Source organism: Flavobacterium sp. N2820 (genome assembly GCF_025947285.1).
Taxonomy (GTDB): domain Bacteria; phylum Bacteroidota; class Bacteroidia; order Flavobacteriales; family Flavobacteriaceae; genus Flavobacterium.
The window spans coordinates 2,237,115-2,256,540 of sequence record NZ_CP110008.1; the positions used below are offsets into that span (position 1 = coordinate 2,237,115).

The following is a 19,426-nucleotide window of genomic DNA, read 5'->3' on the forward strand; positions in this document are numbered from 1 at the left end:
ATTATACGACTTTTAAAAACCTTTCAGCTCTTATTTTGAAATTAATATACTTGTTTTAATATCATCAAACTCAATTTCTATACCATTTTCGATTTTTTCTTCAAAAATCAATGATTGTGTTAACGTTTCTGATTTAATATACGCTGAATTGGCTAAAACGGCTTCCTCTAACTGTGGATTTTTTTCCATCTTTACAACAATCTTATCCGTAACTTCAAATCCTGAATCTTTTCTAATGTTCTGAATACGATTGACTAACTCTCTCGCTATACCTTCTTTTCTCAATTCTTCAGAGATGGTAATGTCTAAAGCAACGGTAATTCCGTTAGAATTTGCGACCAACCAACCTTCAATATCTTGCGAAGAAATCTCAACATCATCTAATGATAAAGTTATACTTTTTCCTGCAATATCAATAACCAACTCGCTGTCACGCTCTAATTTCGCAATTTCTTCTTGTCCAAAACCTTGTATCTCTTTGGAAATCAATCCCATATCTTTACCAAAACGCGGACCAAGTGTTTTAAAATTAGGCTTAATTTGCTTCACTAAAATACCCGAAGCATCGTCTAAAAGTTCAATTTCTTTTACGTTTACCTCTGCTTTAATTAGGTCAGAAACTGCCTCGATTTCAGCACGTTGATTAGCGTCAAGTACAGGAATCATAACCTTTTGCAACGGTTGACGCACTTTAATCATTTCCTTTTTACGCAGCGATAAAACCAACGATGAAACTGTTTGTGCTTTCAACATTTTGCTCTCTAATGACTTATCAACAAAGTTTTCAACCGAAACTGGAAACTGCGCCAAATGTACACTGTCGTAATTTTCTGACGATGTTGCTAACGTTAAATCTCTGTAAAGTTTATCCATGAAAAACGGTGCAATTGGTGCCCCAAGTTTAGAAACAGTCAACAAACAGGTATAAAGTGTTTGATAAGCCGCGATTTTATCTTGTGCATATTCGCCTTTCCAGAATCTTCTTCTACACAAACGAACGTACCAGTTGCTTAAGTTTTCCTGAACGAAATCAGAAATTGCTCTTGCTGCTTTTGTTGGTTCATAATCGGCGTAGGCTTCATCTACTACTTGAATCAATGTGTTTAATTCAGATAAAATCCAGCGGTCGATTTCTGGTCTTTCTTGTAATGGAACTTCTGCTTCAGAATAAGTAAATCCATCAATATTAGCATATAACGAAAAGAACGAATACGTATTATATAACGTTCCAAAGAATTTTCTACGAACTTCCGCAACACCTTCGATATCAAATTTTAAGTTATCCCAAGGGTTTGCATTGGAAATCATGTACCAACGTGTAGCATCTGGACCGAATTCAGCCAAAGTGGTAAATGGATCCACCGCATTTCCTAAACGTTTCGACATTTTCTGTCCGTTTTTGTCCAAAACTAATCCATTTGAAACTACATTTTTATAAGCAATTTTATCAAAAACTAATGTTCCAATAGCGTGTAAAGTATAAAACCAACCTCGCGTTTGATCCACACCTTCTGCAATAAAATCAGCTGGAAAGGCTTTGTTTTCGTCGATTAAATCTTTATTTTCAAATGGATAATGCCATTGAGCATAAGGCATTGCGCCTGAATCGAACCAAACGTCAATCAAATCTGTTTCACGTTTCATTGGTTTTCCTGATGGAGAAACTAAAACGATGTTATCCACTACATTTTTATGTAAATCCACTAAATCGTAGTTGGATTCGCTCATGTCACCAATTTTGAATCCTTTGTACGGATTTTCTGTTTGGAAACCTGCTGCGATTGATTTTTCGATTTCGTTATACAATTCTTCAACTGAACCAACCAACATTTCTTCGGTTCCGTCTTCACTTCTCCAAATTGGCAATGGAATTCCCCAATATCTTGAACGCGATAAATTCCAATCGTTAGCATTTTTCAACCAATTTCCGAAACGACCTTCTCCCGTTGCTTTTGGTTTCCAGTTGATGGTTTCGTTCAAATCGAACATTCTATCTTTGATTTCGGTTACTTTAATGAACCAAGAATCTAATGGATAATATAAAATTGGTTTATCGGTTCTCCAACAATGTGGATAACTGTGTACGTATTTTTCGACTTTGAACGCCTTATTTTCTTCTTTTAATTGAATAGCAATTTCTACATCAGCAGAGCGTTCTGGCGCTTCACCATCGTTATAATATTCGTTTTTAACGTATTTACCTGAAAAAGCTCCTAAACCTTGGATGAATCTTCCTTGTAAATCAACCAATGGTACTGGATTTTCGTTTTCGTCTAAAACCAACATTGGTGGTACTTCTGGAGTTGCTTCTTTAGCCACTTTTGCATCATCTGCTCCAAATGTTGGTGCGGTGTGTACAATTCCAGTTCCATCTTCCGTAGTTACGAAATCTCCTGAAATTACTCTAAACGCATTTTCTCGATTTTGATACGGTAAGGCTAATGGTAATAATTGTTCGTAACGAATTCCTACTAAATCAGAGCCTTTTGTTTCGGCTAAAATTTGATATGGAATCTTTTTATCGTCCGATTTATAATTTGCAAAATCAGCTTCTGATTCCGCAACAAAATACTTTCCACCAAATTGTTTTCCAACTAAATTCTTAGCCAAAACTACATTCACCGCTTCAAAAGTATATTGATTGAATGTTCTAACTAAAACATAATCGATTTTTGGGCCAACAGTCAATGCTGTATTTGATGGCAACGTCCAAGGAGTTGTCGTCCAAGCCAAGAAATGAACCGTTCCAAAACCTTGTAAAAAGCTAGGTAATGTTTCCTCTTTTGCTTTGAATTGCGCAACTATCGTAGTATCTGTAACATCACGGTATGAACCTGGCTGATTTACTTCATGCGAAGACAAACCTGTTCCTGCTTTTGGAGAATAGGGCTGAATGGTGTATCCTTTGTATAGTAAATCTTTATTGTAAATTTGTTTTAGCAACCACCAAACGGTTTCCATGTATTTGGATTTGTACGTCACATATGGATCTTCCATATCTACCCAATACCCCATTTTTTCAGTCAAATCGTTCCAAACGTCTGTGTAACGCATAACGGTTCTTTTACACGCTTCGTTGTATTCGGTAACTGAAATGGTTTTTCCGATGTCTTCTTTGGTGATGCCTAATTCTTTTTCGGTACCTAATTCTACAGGTAAACCGTGGGTGTCCCAGCCCGCTTTACGCTTAACTTGATAGCCTTTTTGAGTTTTATAACGACAAAAAATATCTTTAATCGCACGCGCCATTACGTGATGAATTCCCGGCAAACCATTAGCTGATGGTGGCCCTTCAAAAAACACGTAAGGTGTAGCTCCTTCACGAGAAGATACAGATTGTTCAAAGACGTTATTTTTCTTCCAAAAATCAAGAACTTCTGATGCTACTGTTGGCAAGTCAAGTCCTTTGTATTCAGTAAATTTTGTACTCATTTTGTCGCTTTCTTAAATCAATTTGCGAAAGTAATGATTTAAAGGTAAAAGGCAAAAGGTATAAGGCAAAAGTTAATCGTTAGGAAAAAACTTCTTTTAAAACTTCTAACGATTTTGGTTTTTTGAAGCCATCAAGATGTAATGTGTAAAAATCTAGGAGGATTTTTAATAATATTTGGCGTTCAATTCCAGCAAATACTTTTTGGTCGGCATCAAATTTTAATTCTAATAGTTTTTTAAACAAATGCGTTTCGTGTTCGGTTAAGGAATTTACACTTTGAAATGGTGTAAAATATCCTTCTTTAGTATCAAAAAAAGGAAAATCAATTTCCGTTACATCTGGATAAAAACCTAGGTATTTTGTTACTTCCATCATTAAAATTAGATGAAAGTTTGTCATTTCATCGTGCGTGTCTAACCAAAGTAAAGCCGTCTCTAAAAAAGAAAATAAGTTTTGATTTTTTTCTTCTTCTTTGATCGCGTGATGCAAAATTTCGGAGAGAAAAATTACAATCGTGCTTTTAACAATGTCTGTATTTATGGAATAATAGCTGTGTGCTAATCGAATTTCTTTAAAATGTTCGAGTGTGCCTTTATTTTTGTGATTGGCTTCGATTTCAATAATAGTTAATGGCTGAAAATAAGCGATTTTTTGATTCGCTTTTTTGTTAGAATAGGCACTTTGCACAAAATAACTTTTTAAACCATCTGATTCCGTAAAACACTTTACTATCAAGCTTTTTTCTTGAAACTTTAGGGAAGAAAGAACGATGGCTTTGGTTTTTACTAACATTTTAATGCTGAATGGTAATTGTGTTGAAATTCACAATTCACACTTATCTAATAATCATTATTTTTTTTACAGTAGAATCTAATCCATCTTCAGACACAACAAAAACCATATAAACTCCAGAGGCAACTTTGTGTTTTCCAAAAGCTTTAGTATCCCATTCGATAGTTCCTCCAGATGAAGTGGTTTCATAAACTAAATTTCCTTCTATATCGGTAATTTTTACATTGGCTTTATCAGTTAATCCGCTAATTTTAACGGTTCCTAAAAATTCTGGTCGTACTGGATTTGGATACACAAAAACATCACCTAAACTATCGCTAGGTTTGGTCGAAGTTCCTAAAAACGAAACCATTCCTTTATCTGTAGCAAAAAAAACTTCGCCTGTAACACCATCAATTTCTATGTCATTAATATTGTCACTAGGTAAAGGAGAATTGTTTTTGGTAAACTGAAAAACTGTTTGTTGCCCATTTGCTGAAACTAAAAACACACCACCATCAGCTATGGACACCCATTTTCTATTGGCACCATCAACAGCTATATCTAAAATAGTTTGTTGAAAAAATAATTCTTGAGCTAAATCACCTTCTTGAATAATAATTGAATTGGAGGTCAATTCTGTTTCAGAAATAAAACGATCTACACTTGAAATAACTCTTAATCCTGAAAAAGTACCTATCCAAAGTTGATTTCTGTTATCAATTGCTACACATCTTACATCATTACTAGGTAAGTTTCCAACTGTTGAATTTAAAACTATGAATTTATTGTTATATTCTTCATTAAAAGCAATCAAACCGTCGTTGATAGACGGAACCCATTTTGTTTTGTTCTTATCAATAGCCATAGGACCGTATCTTCCGGTAGCTACAGTTGGAGCAACACCTGCTAAACTATAAGATTGCCATTGACCATTTGTTCTTAAAACTTTAATTGCCTTTTCTACAAAAGCATTTGTTACCCACAAATTACCGTCTTTATCAAAAGCCGGACTATTTATCCTAACATCAATGTATGATGGATTGGGTGGAGAAAGCACTAATGATTCTAACCCATTTGGCCCTGTATTTGCTTGATTGAAAAGTTCAATATTTTCGCCTTCAATTTTTAATAATCCTGAAAAATAAGAGGTTGCATATACTTGGTTTTGATTGTTTGGATTTATTACCAAGTCAGAAATTGATTTTGCTTGAAACAAATCATCATAAGGAATTATTTCCCAACCATTGTTGTCAGAATATTTACTTATACCAAATTCATCCAAAGCGTAAGGGTTGTATTGTAAGCTATAGTCTCCATAAACTGCCCATAAAAAATTTGTGGCTTTTTTTACTCTAAAAATATAATTTCGAATAGGTCCGTTTGGTGATAAATTTTCAAATGTTGTTGGGTTTGATAGTAGTGTTGAAAACAAACCATTTTTTTCTGTGCCCAAGAAAATAAAATTATCCACAACTGTTGCTGCTGTAAAATTCACAGAATAATCTGGGATATTGGTAATATGTGCTAATTGAGAAAATGTTTGACTCAACACATAAACATGATTTTGAGTAGTAACAATTACCTCAGTTCCGTTAGTTTTTAATTTTAATCCCGGCTGAATGTGATTTAAAATTTCTTGAAATGCTGTTCCGTTGTAACGATAAGTTCGTGCATTATTATTCATTGCAACCAATTGATTATCAATTGTAATTATTCCAGACCAAAAACCAGTATCAAAACTTTGCCATTGACTAAAATCAAACAAATTAGGATTGGTTAAATTCCCTTTTCTTATTCCAAAATCTCTTGTTACTGCATAAATTTCATCCCCCAAAACAGTAGTTTGTAGCACTTGCGTTTCTTCGCCAGAGGTTCCAATAAAATAGGTTATTATGAATTCAGAAGTTGCTAAATCTAAGACAGAAATTCCGTAATCAGTAGCAATATACAATCTACCATTATGCTCATAAAAATCGTTTATTTTCTTTTTATTTGGAGGAACGGGAACATCTTCAATAACATCAACTTTTGTTGTGACCGAACCATCTCCATTGATTATTAAAAGCAATCCGTTTGAATTTCCCGCAATTGTTTTATTGAAAGCATCTGAATGATGTATTGTAGTTATCGATTCTGGCTTAAAACCTGTTACTGAATTGTATATAGTTAAATCTGATGAAGCTATTATTTTTGAAAAAATACCATTTTGAGTAGCTGCAAATACTTTTCCAGAAGCACTCTCTACATCGACGATTTCGTTGTAAGAAAAATAGCCTTTCCACATTTGATTATTTTGCTGTGCAAATAACAATTGGGTTAAAAAGAAAATAGCAATATAAAACGATTTTTTCATTTGAAATATTTAATACAAATATAGTATAAACGCATTAATTTTACTTTTGATATGTTGAGAAACAAAAAAAGCTCTTTCAAATTAATGAAAGAGCTTTTAAATTATATTTAAATTATTAAACTACGCCTTGTGCCAACATAGCATCGGCTACTTTTACGAAACCAGCAATATTTGCTCCTTTAACATAGTTTACATAACCATCTGCGTCTGTTCCATATTTTTTACATTGGCTGTGAATTCCAACCATAATATCTTTTAAACGCATATCCACTTCTTCACTTGTCCAATTTAAACGAATTGAATTTTGTGTCATTTCTAATCCAGAAGCTGCTACTCCACCAGCATTTGCTGCTTTTCCTGGAGCAAATAATACTTTTGCATCTAAAAATTGTTTAATAGCATCCAGTGTACAAGGCATATTAGCTGCTTCAGTAACACACATTACTCCATTTGCAATTAACTTTTTAGCATCTTCTTCATGTAACTCATTTTGTGTTGCACATGGAATGGCAATATCTACTTTAGCTTCCCAAGGACTTTTTCCTCTATGAAAAACAGCCGTAGGATATTTTTCAACATAAGCTTCAGCTCTGTTGTCTCCACTTGCTCTCATGTCTAACATGAAATCGATTTTATCGCCTGAAATTCCGTCTGCATCATAAATATATCCATCAGGACCAGAAATTGTAACTAATTTTCCTCCTAATTCGTTAACTTTTAAAGCAACTCCCCAAGCAACGTTACCGAAACCAGAAATAGCAACTGTTTTACCAGCGATTTTTTCTCCTTTAGTTTTCAACATTTGCTCTGTAAAATATACTACTCCATAACCTGTAGCTTCAGGACGAATTAGCGAACCTCCATAAGCCAAACCTTTACCAGTTAAAACTCCTGTAAATTCGTTTCTAATTCTTTTATATTGACCAAACATGTAACCAATTTCTCTTGCTCCTACACCAATATCTCCAGCAGGCACATCTAAATCTGGACCAATATGACGACATAATTCTGTCATAAATGATTGACAAAAACGCATTACCTCGCCGTCAGATTTTCCTTGCGGATCAAAATCAGACCCTCCTTTTCCACCACCCATTGGTAGTGTTGTTAAACTATTTTTGAAAACTTGTTCAAAAGCTAAAAACTTTAAAACAGATAAGTTTACAGTGTTATGAAAACGAATTCCTCCTTTGTATGGACCAATAGCAGAGTTCATTTGAATACGAAAACCTCTATTAACTTGAATTTCTCCTTTATCATCTACCCAAGGCACTCTAAAAATAACAGCTCTTTCTGGTTCTGCAATTCTTAACAATAAATTTTTTCCATCATATTTTTTATTGTCAGCTATGAAAGGGATAACTGTTTCTGCAAATTCTTTTACAGCTTGTAAAAACTCTGGTTCGTTTGGATTTTTGGCCGCTACTTGCGCCATAAAATCATTAATTTTTTGTTCCATCTTGTGTTGAAATCAATTTTAAAAAATTAATTTTATTCTTTAGTTTTAGTTTTAATGCAAACGTTTTCGTTCACGTTACAAATATACATTTTAAATATTACTTGTTATATTTTTAATAAAACTTTATAATGAGTGTGAAAAATAAATTTTTTAAAGCAATAATTGACAATTATTTAAAGAAGAAAAAATAGTTTTTTTTTTGAAGTGAACTTAGTTTTTATATATTTGTCAGATAATGGAAAAAATTTAGCAATGACTAAAAAAATTAAATCCCTACTAATTTTGCTTTTAGGAGCTAATTTCACTATGACTGCCCAGTTTGGTTTCTCGCATGAAGTTGGTGCATTTGTTGGAGGTGTTGCAATGCAATCTGATTTTGGAGTAAGACATGATTTTGAAACTAACGCAGGAAACACTGGATTTGCAGTTGGTTTAGTACACTATATGAATTTTGCCTACAGAGCAGAATGTAATTGTTACACCCCCGAAACTTATTTTAATGACCATTTTAAAGTTCGCTCAGAACTTTCTTATAATAGCACTCAGTTACAGCATTTTGGAAAATGGGTTGATAAAAATTCTATCACAGGAAATCAATTGAAAGCGATGAGAGGTGAAGCAAAAGTAACCGATATCGGTATGCAATTGGAATACTATCCATTGAGTATTCGTGAATTTACTGCTTCTAATGGCAAATGGGCTCCTTTTATTGGCTTAGGTGCACATTATACTTTCTTTCAAAATGGAACATATTCAGAATTAGGTCCAATGGATACTCCTATTTCAACTCCCGTTAAATATTATGGTGCTTGGTCTGATGAAGGTGGTAGTGCTTGGTCTGTAGTATCTAGTGTTGGTACTCGCTATAAATTAACTGAATTGTCCGACTTATTTGTTGAATTAAGATGGCAATATTATTTTTCTGACTGGGTTGATGGTTTAAATCCTGATCCAGAAGTTTATACAGAAAATAAAGCAAATGATTGGAACGCTTGGTTGCATTTTGGCTACATATATTATTTAGATTAACACCTATTTTACAACATAAAAAAATCCCGAATCGTATGATTCGGGATTTTTTGTTTTTGTTATTACTATAATTTAAAGGCTTGTTCTAAATCAGCCAATAAATCTTCAATATCTTCAATTCCAACACTCAAACGCACCAAATCATCTGAAATGCCCACTTCTTTTCTTTTGTCTTCTGGAATAGAAGCGTGTGTCATTAATGCAGGATGATTGGCTAATGATTCAACTCCTCCTAATGATTCTGCTAATGTAAATACTTTTAAATTTTCTAAAAATTTAATGGCGTCTTCTTTTTTACCTGATTTAAAAGTAAACGTTACCATTCCACCAAAACCGCTCATTTGTTTTTTTGCAATTTCATGAAACGGATGCGAAGTTAATCCAGGATAATATACTCTTTCTACTAATGAATGATTATCTAAATATGCTGCTACTTTTTCACCATTTTCACAATGACGTTGTACACGCAAATGCAATGTTTTTATTCCTCTTAGAACCAAGAAAGAATCCATTGGCCCTAATGTTGCACCCGTTGCAAATTGTTTGAAATGTAATTCTTCGCCTAATGCTTTGTCTTTGATAATTAAAGCACCCGCAATAACATCTGAATGTCCTCCTAAATATTTTGTAGCTGAATGCATTACAATATCAGCACCTAAATCTAATGGTTTTTGCAAATAAGGTGTTGCGAAAGTATTATCAACTGCAAACAAAATGCTATGCTTTTTAGCAATTTGTGCAATAGCAGCAATATCCGCTAATTTCATTAATGGATTAGTTGGTGTTTCTACCCAAACCAATTTTGTATTTTCATTGATTAACGATTGGAATTTTTCCAAATCATTCATATCTACAAAATGAAATTTGATACCACTATCTTTGTATAGTCTTGTAAACAATCTATATGTTCCTCCATATAAATCGTCCATTGCTATGATTTCGTCACCCGCTTTGAACAGTCGCAACAAACAGTCTGTTGCTGCTAATCCGGAAGAAAAAGCCAAACCTCTTGCTCCGTTTTCAATGCTTGCTAAAGCCTCTTCTAAAGCAGTTCTTGTTGGGTTTGCTGCTCTACTGTATTCATAATCCCCAATTGGTTTTCCAGGACTACTTTGCACATAAGTCGAAGTTTGAAACACTGGTGGCATTACTGCTCCGGTTACTTTTTCATGATGTTGCCCACCATGTATGGTTTTAGTATTGAATTTCATTTTCTTAAATTTAAGTTACAAAGGTATTAAGTTTAAACGATTTTATTTAATTTGCGAAGAAGTTTAGCAAGACTTTAATAATTTACTAGGCAAAAAATTGAAGTTTTTACATTTTACCATAACTATTCATGAAAAAAATATTAGTTGTTGAAGATGAGGCGCATGTTGTTTCATTTATTAAAAAAGGATTAACAGAAGAAGGTTACGAAGTAAGTGTTGCTTTTGATGGTAAAACTGGACTTCAGCTTGCGCTTACCAATGTTTTTGATTTTATCATTTTGGACATTATGCTGCCCGAAATGAATGGACTTGAAGTATGTAAAAACATCAGAAAAGAAAATAAAAAAGTGCCCATTTTATTTTTAACCGCATTAGGAACTTCAGAAAATATTGTACTTGGTTTAGAAAGCGGTGCAGACGACTATTTAGTAAAACCTTTTAAATTTATTGAATTAGTAGCTAGAATAAAATCTTTATTGCGAAGAACAGCAGACAAAAATCCACAAAATAAAGAGCAAAACATCCAACAAGAATACATTTACTCCTTTAGTGATATTGTATTAAACGATTACACAAAAAAAGTCACTAAAAATATGGATGAAATTTCGTTAACAACAACCGAATACAAGTTGCTTTTTTACTTTTTACAAAATAAAAACAGAGTGCTTTCTAGAACCAACATTTTAGAAGCCGTTTGGGGAGTTGATTTTGATTTAGGCACCAATGTGGTAGATGTGTACGTAAATTATTTAAGAAAAAAAATAGATACTAATGTCAACGAAAAAGTAATCCATACTGTAATTGGAATGGGATATGTTTTAAAAGAAAACTAAATGATTATAGCCAATTTAAAAAAACAATCGAGAACCGTTTTATTGCTATTAATTCCTTTTTTAATAGTTATCTTTTTGTTTAGTATTTTTATTTATTTCTCGGTTTCAAATTATTCCGAAAAGAATTTTTTTAAATTATTGGAAGCCCGAGCCTATAAAGTGGCAAAAGAACGTTTGGACGAAAAAATTACAAAATCAGATCCAAATTCGCCGGAAAAATTACCTCATGAAAAAGACTTTTTTATTCCCATAGATAATTCGTTAAATTTAACTGAACAAGTACAAAAAATTGGAATTCCCGCTTCGTTTTTTGAATCGGTAATTAATAATCGTAGTGCAGAATTTGTCTCAGAAAAATATTTATACAAAGGAATTCGATACCAATCTATTTCTGGAGATTATATTGTAATTACTGCTGCTGAAAATTACTTCGAAATCAATCAAGCCGATAATTTAATCCGAACTTTATTATTTGCTATTTTGGCTTCTATTATTTTAATCCTTTATATCGCATTATACTTTTCTAAAAATATTTTTAAACCCATTTCTGAAATTACAGAACAAGTAAAAGAAATTAGTTCCGAAAATTTACACCTTAGATTAAATGATAGCAATAGAAGTGATGAATTAAATGAATTAGCAAGAACTTTTAACAACATGCTCGACCGAATTGAAACTTCCTTTGAAACACAAAACAACTTTATTAGCAACGCTTCGCACGAATTAAGAACGCCTTTAACTGCCATTATTGGCGAAGCTGATGTTGTTTTAACCAAACCAAGAGCGAATGAAGAATATGTGGAAACATTGAAAATTATTCTTCAAGAAGCTGATAAATTAGACAACAAAACCAAAGCTTTATTGTTCTTGGCACAAACGGGTTTTAATGGAAAAGTACAAAAATTTGATAAAGTTCGAATTGATCAATTACTTTGGGATGTTAAAGAAAACCTTGAAAGTTTAAATCCGAAAAGTAAAATTTACTTGGATATGGAATTACTTCCCGAAAATCCTATGAAACTTAAAGTAAACGGAAATGTTCAATTACTCCACTTGGCATTGAGCAACATTATCAACAATGGCTGTAAATACTCAAACTTTGAAATGGTTACCGTGTCAATTGGCGCTTCAGATGACTTTGTTTATATTGTAATTAAAGATAATGGAATTGGGATTCCAGAAAACGAAATCAAATACATTTATGATCCGTTTTTTAGAGCAACTAATACTAAAAATTTTGAAGGATATGGAATTGGACTTCCTCTTACCCGAAACATCATTAGAATGCACAAAGGAACTTTGCTAGTAAATTCAATCGAAAACAAAGGAACAACTGTTCAAATTACACTTCCTGTTTGGCAACCTGAAATCAGTTGAGAGTTTTAATTTTTTTAAGATAATTAACTAAAAATTAAGCTTTTCTAATCTGATTTTAATCTCAATCTTCTTATTTTAATTGCATTCTAATCTCAGTTTTATTTACTTCTAATTTCACGCTTCTAATTTTGTATTGTAACAAATAGAAAAAATGAAGCTATGAAAAAAACAGTTTTAATTCCGACAGATTTTACAATTCAATCATTAAACATTTTAAAAACATTCTTAAACCAAAATCCAAATAATCAATACCATATTATTCTTGTACATGGAATCAATATTGGCGATTCCATTCGAGATTTACTTTTTTTTTCGAAAAACAAACAACTTCAAGATTTAGCAAATGACGCTTTTATTGAAGCATTTGAAGTCATTAAAAATAAATTCGATTCTCAAATAAATGCAATAAAAATTGATTTTTTCACTGGAAGCAACCAAGCTGCTTTTAATAATTTCATCGAAGGAAATGAAATTAATCAAATAATTAACTCCAACTACAAACTAAAATTTAATACGTCAAAAAGTTTTGATTTTAGTCGTTATTTCAACAAATGTAAAGCCGAAAATACAACTATTGAAATTGCAAATCAGTTAAATATTCCAGAAAAAGGAAAATTAGCGGAAGTGTTTTTTAATCAGGTTTCGGTGGGATAAAAACAACGATATGAAAACAATATGGATCCAATACTTGTTTTTTTTGGGATTGGGAATTGTGCTTTTTACGACCTTAATACATATGTCAAAAAATCCTGAATTAGAAATTGAAGGGGAATGGAGCGAACTTACTTGGGAATATGAAAAAGCAGACATTAACGAAACCACTACAAAAGATTTTACAACAATTTCAAATTATGTAAAAGACTTAATAGGTGAAAATTTAGTAATTCACAAGGCCGAAAAATGGAAATTCTATCCCAATGGAAAACTAATTTTAGAAGGAAACGGGTATAAAAAAGAAGTGTCGTGGAGCATGAAAGGGCGAGGAAATATTTTAGAAATAAAATACGACAATCAAAATGTAGAACACTATAATTTGACAGAACTTTCAAACAACAAATTGGTGCTAAACTTTGATACCGATACACACACCAGAGGAATTGCAAGATTAACCTTTGTTAAAACGAATAATTATGCTGAGAAAATATAGTAACAGTCGATCACTATCAGACAATATAAAACTAGGAACGCTTACCGCATTTACTGCTGGAATGGTAAATATCGGCTCGCTGTTATTGTTTTTTTCCTTTTCCTCTAATGTAACAGGGCATTACGCTATTTTAGCTTCAGAAATTGTAAAGGGAAACTTTTACCAAATTGCTGTGGTCTTTTCGTGGATTTTCTTATTCTTTTTTGGCAGTTTTGTATCTAATTTAATGGTAATTCATTTTAACCAAAAAAACGCTTATTTGGCACACGCTTTACCTTTAATTTTAGAAATCATTTGTTTGGTTGCTGTGGGCATCTATGGTCAATTCTATTACAAAGAAACCTTAACCGAAACGGAAACCCTTTTAGCTCTAATGTTGTTTGCCATGGGATTACAAAACGGATTAACTGCAAGTATTTCTAATTTTACTGTAAAAACCACCCATTTAACAGGTACAACAACCGATTTAGGTATTTTATTTTCCATGTTTACTAAAGCAGAATATCGAAATAATGAAGCCTTAAAAGGAAAAGCAAAATTATTATTATCAATTGCTGGTTCTTATTTGTTTGGTGCTATTTTAGCCGGATTTACCTACATGTATCTTGGTTTCAAAATGTTTTACGCTGTAAGTGTTGTCTTGGTCGTAGTTATCTTTTATGATTTATACAAATTAAGAGTAAAACGCTTCTTCATACAAAGAAACGCAAGAAGATTACACATCGAAAATCTTGGAAGTTATATAAAATTAAATCGTGAAAAAGAAGAATCTATTGCCTCCTAAGAATTTGTTCATGTAGTGTTTTCCCGAGTTTCAAAATCTATTGAAACTCGGGATTTTTTATAGAAATTTTTTTATCGACATCATAATTCCTAGATGAATCCCTTCGTGATAATTGTTGAATTCCATTGCTTCTTTTAATGTTCCTAAATAAAACCCTGTTTTTGTCTGATATGGATGAAATTCTTTGAAAATTCTTGCTTCAAAATCAGATTTGGTTTTTTCAATCATTTCTAAAAGTAACTTCTTAATTTCATCAACCTCGGCTTGCGTAGTTTTTCCATCTGGTCGAGAACCATTTTGATATTTCTCAAAAAGTGAATCCGAAATATGCATCGGTAATCCTGATAAGGCATACACTAATTTTTGCTGTGAAACCAAAACGTGACCCATATTCCAAATCAAATTATTGCTCATTCCTACTGGAATTGTATTCAATTGCTCTAATGAATAATTCTCTAAAAATTTTAAATAAATACTTCTACTGGTTTCCCAAATTCTAAAAGTTGCTTCCATGGCTTAATTTTTTATAAAATTACTGATTTTTAGAATTCAAAAGGCTGTATTTTTGTGCCAGAAAATGAAAAACTAATAAAATGAACAAAATATATTACTTGGCTTCGTGTGATACGTGCCGAAAAATCATCAAATCGTTGCCAAATTCTAATCAGTTAACATTTATTGATATTCGTCAAAATCCAATCTCAGAAAGCGATTTGGAAGAAATGTACCAACTTTCAGGAAGCTACGAAGCACTTTTTAGTAAAAAAGCACAATTATATAAATCATTAGGATTAAAAGATAAAAATCTAACCGAAGCCGATTACAAAAAATACCTTTTAGAACATTACACATTTTTGAGTCGTCCTGTTGTTCTTTTTAATAATGAAATTTTTATTGGAAACACGCAACCCAATGTCCTTAAATTAACGAAAGCTCTTCAAAGTGTCTAAAAGAAGTTGGGCGTTATTTGCCGCTACCTTAGTTTCCATCATTTACGGTGTAACCTTTACAATTGCTAAAGATGTAATGCCTAAATACGTTGATGCATTCGGATTTATCGTGATGCGCGTTGGTGGTTCTGTTCTATTATTTTGGTTAATTTCATTTTTTGGACCCAAAGAAAAAATTGCTAAAGAAGATTTTCCTAGAATTATTGCAGCAGCCTTTTTTGGAGTAGCTTTAAACATGCTAACTTTTTTCAAAGGATTAAGTTACACTTCGCCCATTATGGGAGCCGTTTTAATGGTAACCACTCCAATGATAGTGCTGGTTTTATCGGCTTTCATTATGAAGGAACGCATGGAAAACCGAAAAGTTATAGGAATTATTTTAGGTTTAGCTGGAACAACAACATTAATTCTCTATGGAAAATCAATGGTCAATGCTCCTAATGCATCATTAGGAAATTTATTAGTGTTCATCAATGCCGTTTCGTATGGATTTTACTTGATTATTGTGAAGAAATTAATGGATAAATACAACGCATTTACCTTTGTAAAATGGATTTATACTTTTGGTTTCTTGATGGTATTACCTTTTGGTTGGAACGAATTTCAAGCCGTAGATTTTGCTCATTTACCAACTGCTATTTTCTGGAAAATTGCTTTTGTAGTCGTGTTTTCAACCTTCTTAACCTATTTACTAAATTTAGTTTCGATGCGAGAATTAAAACCTACAACTGTAGCAGTTTTCATTTATTTACAACCGCTTTTTGCTACTATTTTTGCCGTAAGTTTAGGAAAAGACGATTTGACTTTGATAAAATTGATTTCGGCTGTGCTAATATTTGTTGGAGTTTATTTGGTTACCCAGAAAAAGTAGGTAGTCTCGTTTGTCAGTCACAGTATAGGACTGAAAACTGCGACTGTGACTGAAAACTTTTTCATATCTTTGAAGACATTTTATAACAATATGATACACTCCATGACAGGTTTTGGGAAAGCTTCTTTGCAATTACCAACCAAAAAAATTACCGTAGAAATCAAATCGCTAAACAGTAAAGGTTTAGACTTAAATACACGTATGCCATCGGTTTTTCGTGAAATGGAATTGGGTTTACGCAATCAAATTTCGCAACGTTTAGAGCGTGGAAAAGTAGATTTTTCGCTTTATGTGGAAGTTACAGGCGAAGAAACGACTTCAAAAATAAATGTGCCGATTGTAAAAGGATATATCAACCAAATGAAAGCGGTTATTCCAACTGCTGATGAAACGGAATTAATGAAAATGGCTGTTCGTATGCCCGACGCATTAAAAACCGAGCGCGACGAAATTGATGAAAACGAATGGAAACAAATCCAAACCGTGATTGATGAAGCCTTGGAAAACATCGCGAATTTTAGAAAAGACGAAGGTGCTTCATTAGAAAAAGAATTCCAATTGCGTATTTCAAACATCAATAATTTAATGAACGAAGCGGTTTCTTACGATGCTGAACGCGTTGAAACCGTAAAAACTCGTTTACGTACTGCTTTAGACGAATTAAAAGTAAATGTTGATGAAAATCGTTTCGAGCAAGAATTGATTTTTTATCTAGAAAAATACGATATTACCGAAGAAAAAGTGCGTTTGGGTAACCATTTGAACTATTTCTTAGAAACCTTAAACGGAACAGAAGCCAACGGAAGAAAATTAGGTTTCATCACCCAAGAAATGGGAAGAGAAATCAATACAATGGGTTCAAAATCCAACCATACCGAAATGCAAAAATTGGTAGTAATGATGAAAGATGAATTGGAAAAGATTAAGGAGCAAGTATTAAACGTTTTATAATTTTTTGTCATTCTGAACTTGTTTCAGAATCTAAAAATTAAGACCCTAGAACAAGTTCAGGGTGACAGAACATCAATAACACAACACAATGACCAACGGAAAATTATTAGTATTCTCTGCGCCATCAGGTTCAGGAAAAACCACTATAGTAAGACATTTATTAGCCCAACCCGATTTGAATTTAGAATTTTCGATTTCGTGTACCACGCGTGAACCACGTGGTGAAGAAGTACACGGAAAAGATTATTATTTTATTTCTTGGGACGAATTCAAAAAGCATATTAAAGCGGAAGATTTTGTAGAATGGGAAGAAGTGTACACCGATAATTTCTACGGCACTTTAAAAGCCGAAGTAGAACGCATCTGGGCTTTAGGAAAACACGTAATTTTTGATATTGACGTTGCGGGCGGATTGCGTATCAAAAGCAAATTTCCAAACGAAACCTTAGCTGTTTTTGTAAAACCACCAAGTGTTGACGAATTAAAACGTCGTTTAAAACAACGTTCTACTGAAAGCGAAGACAAAATCAACATGCGTATTGCAAAAGCATCTGTGGAATTAGCAACCGCACCACAATTTGACACCATCATCAAAAATTATGATTTAGATGTGGCCAAAGAAGATGCATACAAATTGGTAAAGGATTTTATAAATAAATAAACCGTACAGACGCGATTAATCGCGTCTGTACAAGAAATAATTATGAAAATCGGATTGTATTTCGGAACGTTTAATCCCATTCACATTGGGCATTTAATTATTGCCAATCACATGGCAGAGCATGCTGATTTGGATCAAATTTGGATGGTCGTTACACCTCATAATCCACACAAACAGAAAAGTTCGTTGTTAGATGATTATCATCGTTTGCACATGGTGCATTTGGCAACCGAAGATTATCCGAAAATCCAACCTTCGGATATCGAATTCAAATTACCGCAACCAAATTATACCGTAAATACCTTAGCGCATTTACAAGAAAAATTCCCAAAACATGAATTTTCATTAATCATGGGTGAAGATAATTTGAACTCGCTACATAAGTGGAAAAACTACGAAATCATTCTTCAAAACCATGATATTTATGTCTATCCGCGACTAAATTCAGGAGAAATCGATGCGCAATTTGTGAATCATCGTAAAATTCATCGTGTAGGTGCACCTGTTATAGAATTGTCTTCAACATTTATTCGCGAAAGCATTAAAAATAGTAAAAATGTAGTTCCTATGTTACCGAATAAAGTTTGGGAATATGTGGAGCATAATAACTTTTATAAAAAGTAATTAGCATTGTATAAAAAAAGACCCACTAAATAGTGGGTCTTTTTTTATAAAAATTTAGAATATTATATTATTTATCTAAATCTAAAACGTATAAAGAATTCATTAGAACCATTAGCTCTGCCTAAAAGTTCGCTTCTTAAACTATATTCATATGCATATCCTAAGGTCATTTTTTTACTAACATCAAACTGTGCCATACCTGCTACCGATTTATCTGTACGGTAAGTTGCTCCTAAATGAATAGTTTTATTAACAATTGTAGTTGCTGTAAAATCTGTTGAAAATGGTGCTCCATTTACATATCGAACCATAAAAGAAGGTACTAACTCAACCATAGGGCTCAATGTGAAATTATAACCACTTGATAGGTAATAATGCACTCTATCAGTTGCTACTGTAGCATAACCATTTTCATTTTTAGCACGCTCCGTATTCAACATTTTTGGTGTTGATAACGAAATATAATATTTATCATGTTTTAAATAAAAACCTACACCAATGTTTGGATTGAATCTAGAGATTGGCTCCAAACTTGGATCCATAACAACATTATAAGTTTCTAAGCCCTTTGTATTTACCTCATAGTTATTTCCTCCAGCTTTTATCCCCATATGCAAGTCTAATGCACTTGAAAGTTTTACTTTATATGAGAAATCTATTGCTACAAAAGATTGCTTTTCTATAAATACTTTGTCTTGTATAAATGAAATACCTAAAGCAAGGTTTTTGCTGCCAATTGGTGTGGTTAATGACACAGCCTGAGTAGAAGGGGCTTCTGCAATACCTGTCCATTGTTGTCTAATTGTTGACTGAAAACTTGTCGATTCTCCTACTCCTACATATGCAGGATTTACTAGGTTTAGATGATTTCTATAGAATGTAATTAAACTTTCTTGCTGAGCTAAAAGGCTACTGCTTGTTAAAAGCAGTAAGCCTATTAGAATAATTGTTTTTTTCATATTTTTCATT

Annotated in this window: 18 protein-coding genes; 11 read left to right on the plus strand and 7 right to left on the minus strand. The window is 32.8% G+C overall.

Annotated features, from left to right (window positions below):
• Positions 1-30: 30 nt before the first annotated feature.
• The 4 genes from ileS to gdhA form a co-directional block, all read right to left on the minus strand.
• Entirely contained in the window at positions 31-3,432 is a 3,402-nt protein-coding gene (gene ileS / locus OLM52_RS10580) for an isoleucine--tRNA ligase (RefSeq protein ID WP_264548477.1), read from the minus strand.
• A gap of 79 nt (positions 3,433-3,511) precedes the next feature.
• Positions 3,512-4,225: a DNA repair protein RecO gene (gene recO, locus OLM52_RS10585; protein ID WP_264548478.1), complete on the minus strand. Its 714-nt coding sequence runs from the start codon at positions 4,223-4,225 to the stop codon at positions 3,512-3,514.
• Positions 4,226-4,268: 43 nt separating this feature from the next.
• Positions 4,269-6,560 carry a two-component regulator propeller domain-containing protein gene (locus OLM52_RS10590; protein WP_264548479.1) on the minus strand — a complete coding sequence of 764 codons (2,292 nt, stop codon included), beginning with the start codon at positions 6,558-6,560 and terminating at the stop codon, positions 4,269-4,271.
• Between the two features lie 115 nt (positions 6,561-6,675).
• Complete coding sequence (gdhA, locus tag OLM52_RS10595; protein WP_264548480.1) at positions 6,676-8,019, minus strand: NADP-specific glutamate dehydrogenase; 1,344 nt, start codon at positions 8,017-8,019, stop codon at positions 6,676-6,678.
• Positions 8,020-8,271: 252 nt separating this feature from the next.
• Between gdhA and OLM52_RS10600 the strand changes: the two genes are divergently transcribed.
• Entirely contained in the window at positions 8,272-9,048 is a 777-nt protein-coding gene (locus OLM52_RS10600; RefSeq protein WP_264548481.1) for a THC0290_0291 family protein, read from the plus strand.
• Positions 9,049-9,113: 65 nt separating this feature from the next.
• Here the strand turns inward: OLM52_RS10600 and OLM52_RS10605 are convergent, their stop codons facing one another.
• Entirely contained in the window at positions 9,114-10,259 is a 1,146-nt protein-coding gene (locus OLM52_RS10605; protein ID WP_264548482.1) for a cystathionine gamma-synthase, read from the minus strand.
• 128 nt (positions 10,260-10,387) lie between these two features.
• On the opposite strand from OLM52_RS10605, the gene OLM52_RS10610 reads away from it, so the two are divergent.
• The 5 genes from OLM52_RS10610 (at position 10,388) to OLM52_RS10630 (ending at position 14,400) form a co-directional block, all read left to right on the plus strand.
• Positions 10,388-11,092, plus strand: coding sequence for a response regulator transcription factor (locus OLM52_RS10610; protein ID WP_264548483.1), 705 nt, complete (start codon positions 10,388-10,390; stop codon positions 11,090-11,092).
• Positions 11,093-12,469 (plus strand): sensor histidine kinase, encoded by a 1,377-nt coding sequence (locus OLM52_RS10615; RefSeq protein ID WP_264548484.1) that lies wholly within the window; start codon positions 11,093-11,095, stop codon positions 12,467-12,469. It abuts the gene before it with no gap.
• A gap of 159 nt (positions 12,470-12,628) precedes the next feature.
• Positions 12,629-13,123 (plus strand): hypothetical protein, encoded by a 495-nt coding sequence (locus OLM52_RS10620; protein ID WP_264548485.1) that lies wholly within the window; start codon positions 12,629-12,631, stop codon positions 13,121-13,123.
• A gap of 10 nt (positions 13,124-13,133) precedes the next feature.
• Positions 13,134-13,616 carry a hypothetical protein gene (locus OLM52_RS10625; protein ID WP_264548486.1) on the plus strand — a complete coding sequence of 161 codons (483 nt, stop codon included), beginning with the start codon at positions 13,134-13,136 and terminating at the stop codon, positions 13,614-13,616.
• On the plus strand, positions 13,600-14,400 hold the full coding sequence (locus tag OLM52_RS10630) for a YoaK family protein (protein WP_264548487.1): 801 nt from the start codon (positions 13,600-13,602) through the stop codon (positions 14,398-14,400). The genes OLM52_RS10625 and OLM52_RS10630 overlap by 17 nt, the downstream gene beginning before the upstream one ends.
• A 57-nt stretch (positions 14,401-14,457) precedes the next feature.
• Here OLM52_RS10630 and OLM52_RS10635 read toward each other — a convergent pair whose 3' ends face one another.
• A complete protein-coding gene (locus OLM52_RS10635; RefSeq protein ID WP_264548488.1) occupies positions 14,458-14,913 on the minus strand; it encodes a DinB family protein in 456 nt (151 codons plus the stop codon).
• An 80-nt stretch (positions 14,914-14,993) separates the two neighbouring features.
• Here OLM52_RS10635 and OLM52_RS10640 point away from each other — a divergent pair, with 80 nt between their 5' ends.
• The 5 genes from OLM52_RS10640 (at position 14,994) to nadD (ending at position 18,457) form a co-directional block, all read left to right on the plus strand.
• Entirely contained in the window at positions 14,994-15,350 is a 357-nt protein-coding gene (locus OLM52_RS10640; protein WP_264548489.1) for an arsenate reductase family protein, read from the plus strand.
• Positions 15,343-16,221 carry a DMT family transporter gene (locus tag OLM52_RS10645; RefSeq protein ID WP_264548490.1) on the plus strand — a complete coding sequence of 293 codons (879 nt, stop codon included), beginning with the start codon at positions 15,343-15,345 and terminating at the stop codon, positions 16,219-16,221. Before OLM52_RS10640 ends, OLM52_RS10645 begins: the two co-directional genes overlap by 8 nt.
• 90 nt (positions 16,222-16,311) lie before the next feature.
• On the plus strand, positions 16,312-17,172 hold the full coding sequence (locus OLM52_RS10650; protein WP_264548491.1) for a YicC/YloC family endoribonuclease: 861 nt from the start codon (positions 16,312-16,314) through the stop codon (positions 17,170-17,172).
• 88 nt (positions 17,173-17,260) lie between these two features.
• Complete coding sequence (gene gmk / locus OLM52_RS10655) at positions 17,261-17,833, plus strand: guanylate kinase (RefSeq protein ID WP_264548492.1); 573 nt, start codon at positions 17,261-17,263, stop codon at positions 17,831-17,833.
• Positions 17,834-17,875: 42 nt separating this feature from the next.
• Positions 17,876-18,457 carry a nicotinate (nicotinamide) nucleotide adenylyltransferase gene (gene nadD, locus OLM52_RS10660; protein WP_264548493.1) on the plus strand — a complete coding sequence of 194 codons (582 nt, stop codon included), beginning with the start codon at positions 17,876-17,878 and terminating at the stop codon, positions 18,455-18,457.
• A 71-nt stretch (positions 18,458-18,528) separates the two neighbouring features.
• Here nadD and OLM52_RS10665 read toward each other — a convergent pair whose 3' ends face one another.
• Positions 18,529-19,416, minus strand: coding sequence for a type IX secretion system membrane protein PorP/SprF (locus tag OLM52_RS10665; protein WP_264548494.1), 888 nt, complete (start codon positions 19,414-19,416; stop codon positions 18,529-18,531).
• Positions 19,417-19,426: the final 10 nt, after the last annotated feature.

Coding starts and splice junctions, on each gene's coding strand:
- OLM52_RS10600 (WP_264548481.1), top strand. CDS start 8,272: ATGACTAAAAAAATTAAATCCCTACTAATTTTGCTTTTAGGAGCTAAT.
- OLM52_RS10615 (WP_264548484.1), top strand. CDS start 11,093: ATGATTATAGCCAATTTAAAAAAACAATCGAGAACCGTTTTATTGCTA.
- OLM52_RS10650 (WP_264548491.1), top strand. CDS start 16,312: ATGATACACTCCATGACAGGTTTTGGGAAAGCTTCTTTGCAATTACCA.
- OLM52_RS10640 (WP_264548489.1), top strand. CDS start 14,994: ATGAACAAAATATATTACTTGGCTTCGTGTGATACGTGCCGAAAAATC.
- gdhA (WP_264548480.1), bottom strand. CDS start 8,019: ATGGAACAAAAAATTAATGATTTTATGGCGCAAGTAGCGGCCAAAAAT.
- OLM52_RS10665 (WP_264548494.1), bottom strand. CDS start 19,416: ATGAAAAAAACAATTATTCTAATAGGCTTACTGCTTTTAACAAGCAGT.
- OLM52_RS10590 (WP_264548479.1), bottom strand. CDS start 6,560: ATGAAAAAATCGTTTTATATTGCTATTTTCTTTTTAACCCAATTGTTA.
- OLM52_RS10605 (WP_264548482.1), bottom strand. CDS start 10,259: ATGAAATTCAATACTAAAACCATACATGGTGGGCAACATCATGAAAAA.
- OLM52_RS10635 (WP_264548488.1), bottom strand. CDS start 14,913: ATGGAAGCAACTTTTAGAATTTGGGAAACCAGTAGAAGTATTTATTTA.
- nadD (WP_264548493.1), top strand. CDS start 17,876: ATGAAAATCGGATTGTATTTCGGAACGTTTAATCCCATTCACATTGGG.
- ileS (WP_264548477.1), bottom strand. CDS start 3,432: ATGAGTACAAAATTTACTGAATACAAAGGACTTGACTTGCCAACAGTA.
- recO (WP_264548478.1), bottom strand. CDS start 4,225: ATGTTAGTAAAAACCAAAGCCATCGTTCTTTCTTCCCTAAAGTTTCAA.
- OLM52_RS10625 (WP_264548486.1), top strand. CDS start 13,134: ATGAAAACAATATGGATCCAATACTTGTTTTTTTTGGGATTGGGAATT.
- gmk (WP_264548492.1), top strand. CDS start 17,261: ATGACCAACGGAAAATTATTAGTATTCTCTGCGCCATCAGGTTCAGGA.
- OLM52_RS10630 (WP_264548487.1), top strand. CDS start 13,600: ATGCTGAGAAAATATAGTAACAGTCGATCACTATCAGACAATATAAAA.
- OLM52_RS10620 (WP_264548485.1), top strand. CDS start 12,629: ATGAAAAAAACAGTTTTAATTCCGACAGATTTTACAATTCAATCATTA.
- OLM52_RS10610 (WP_264548483.1), top strand. CDS start 10,388: ATGAAAAAAATATTAGTTGTTGAAGATGAGGCGCATGTTGTTTCATTT.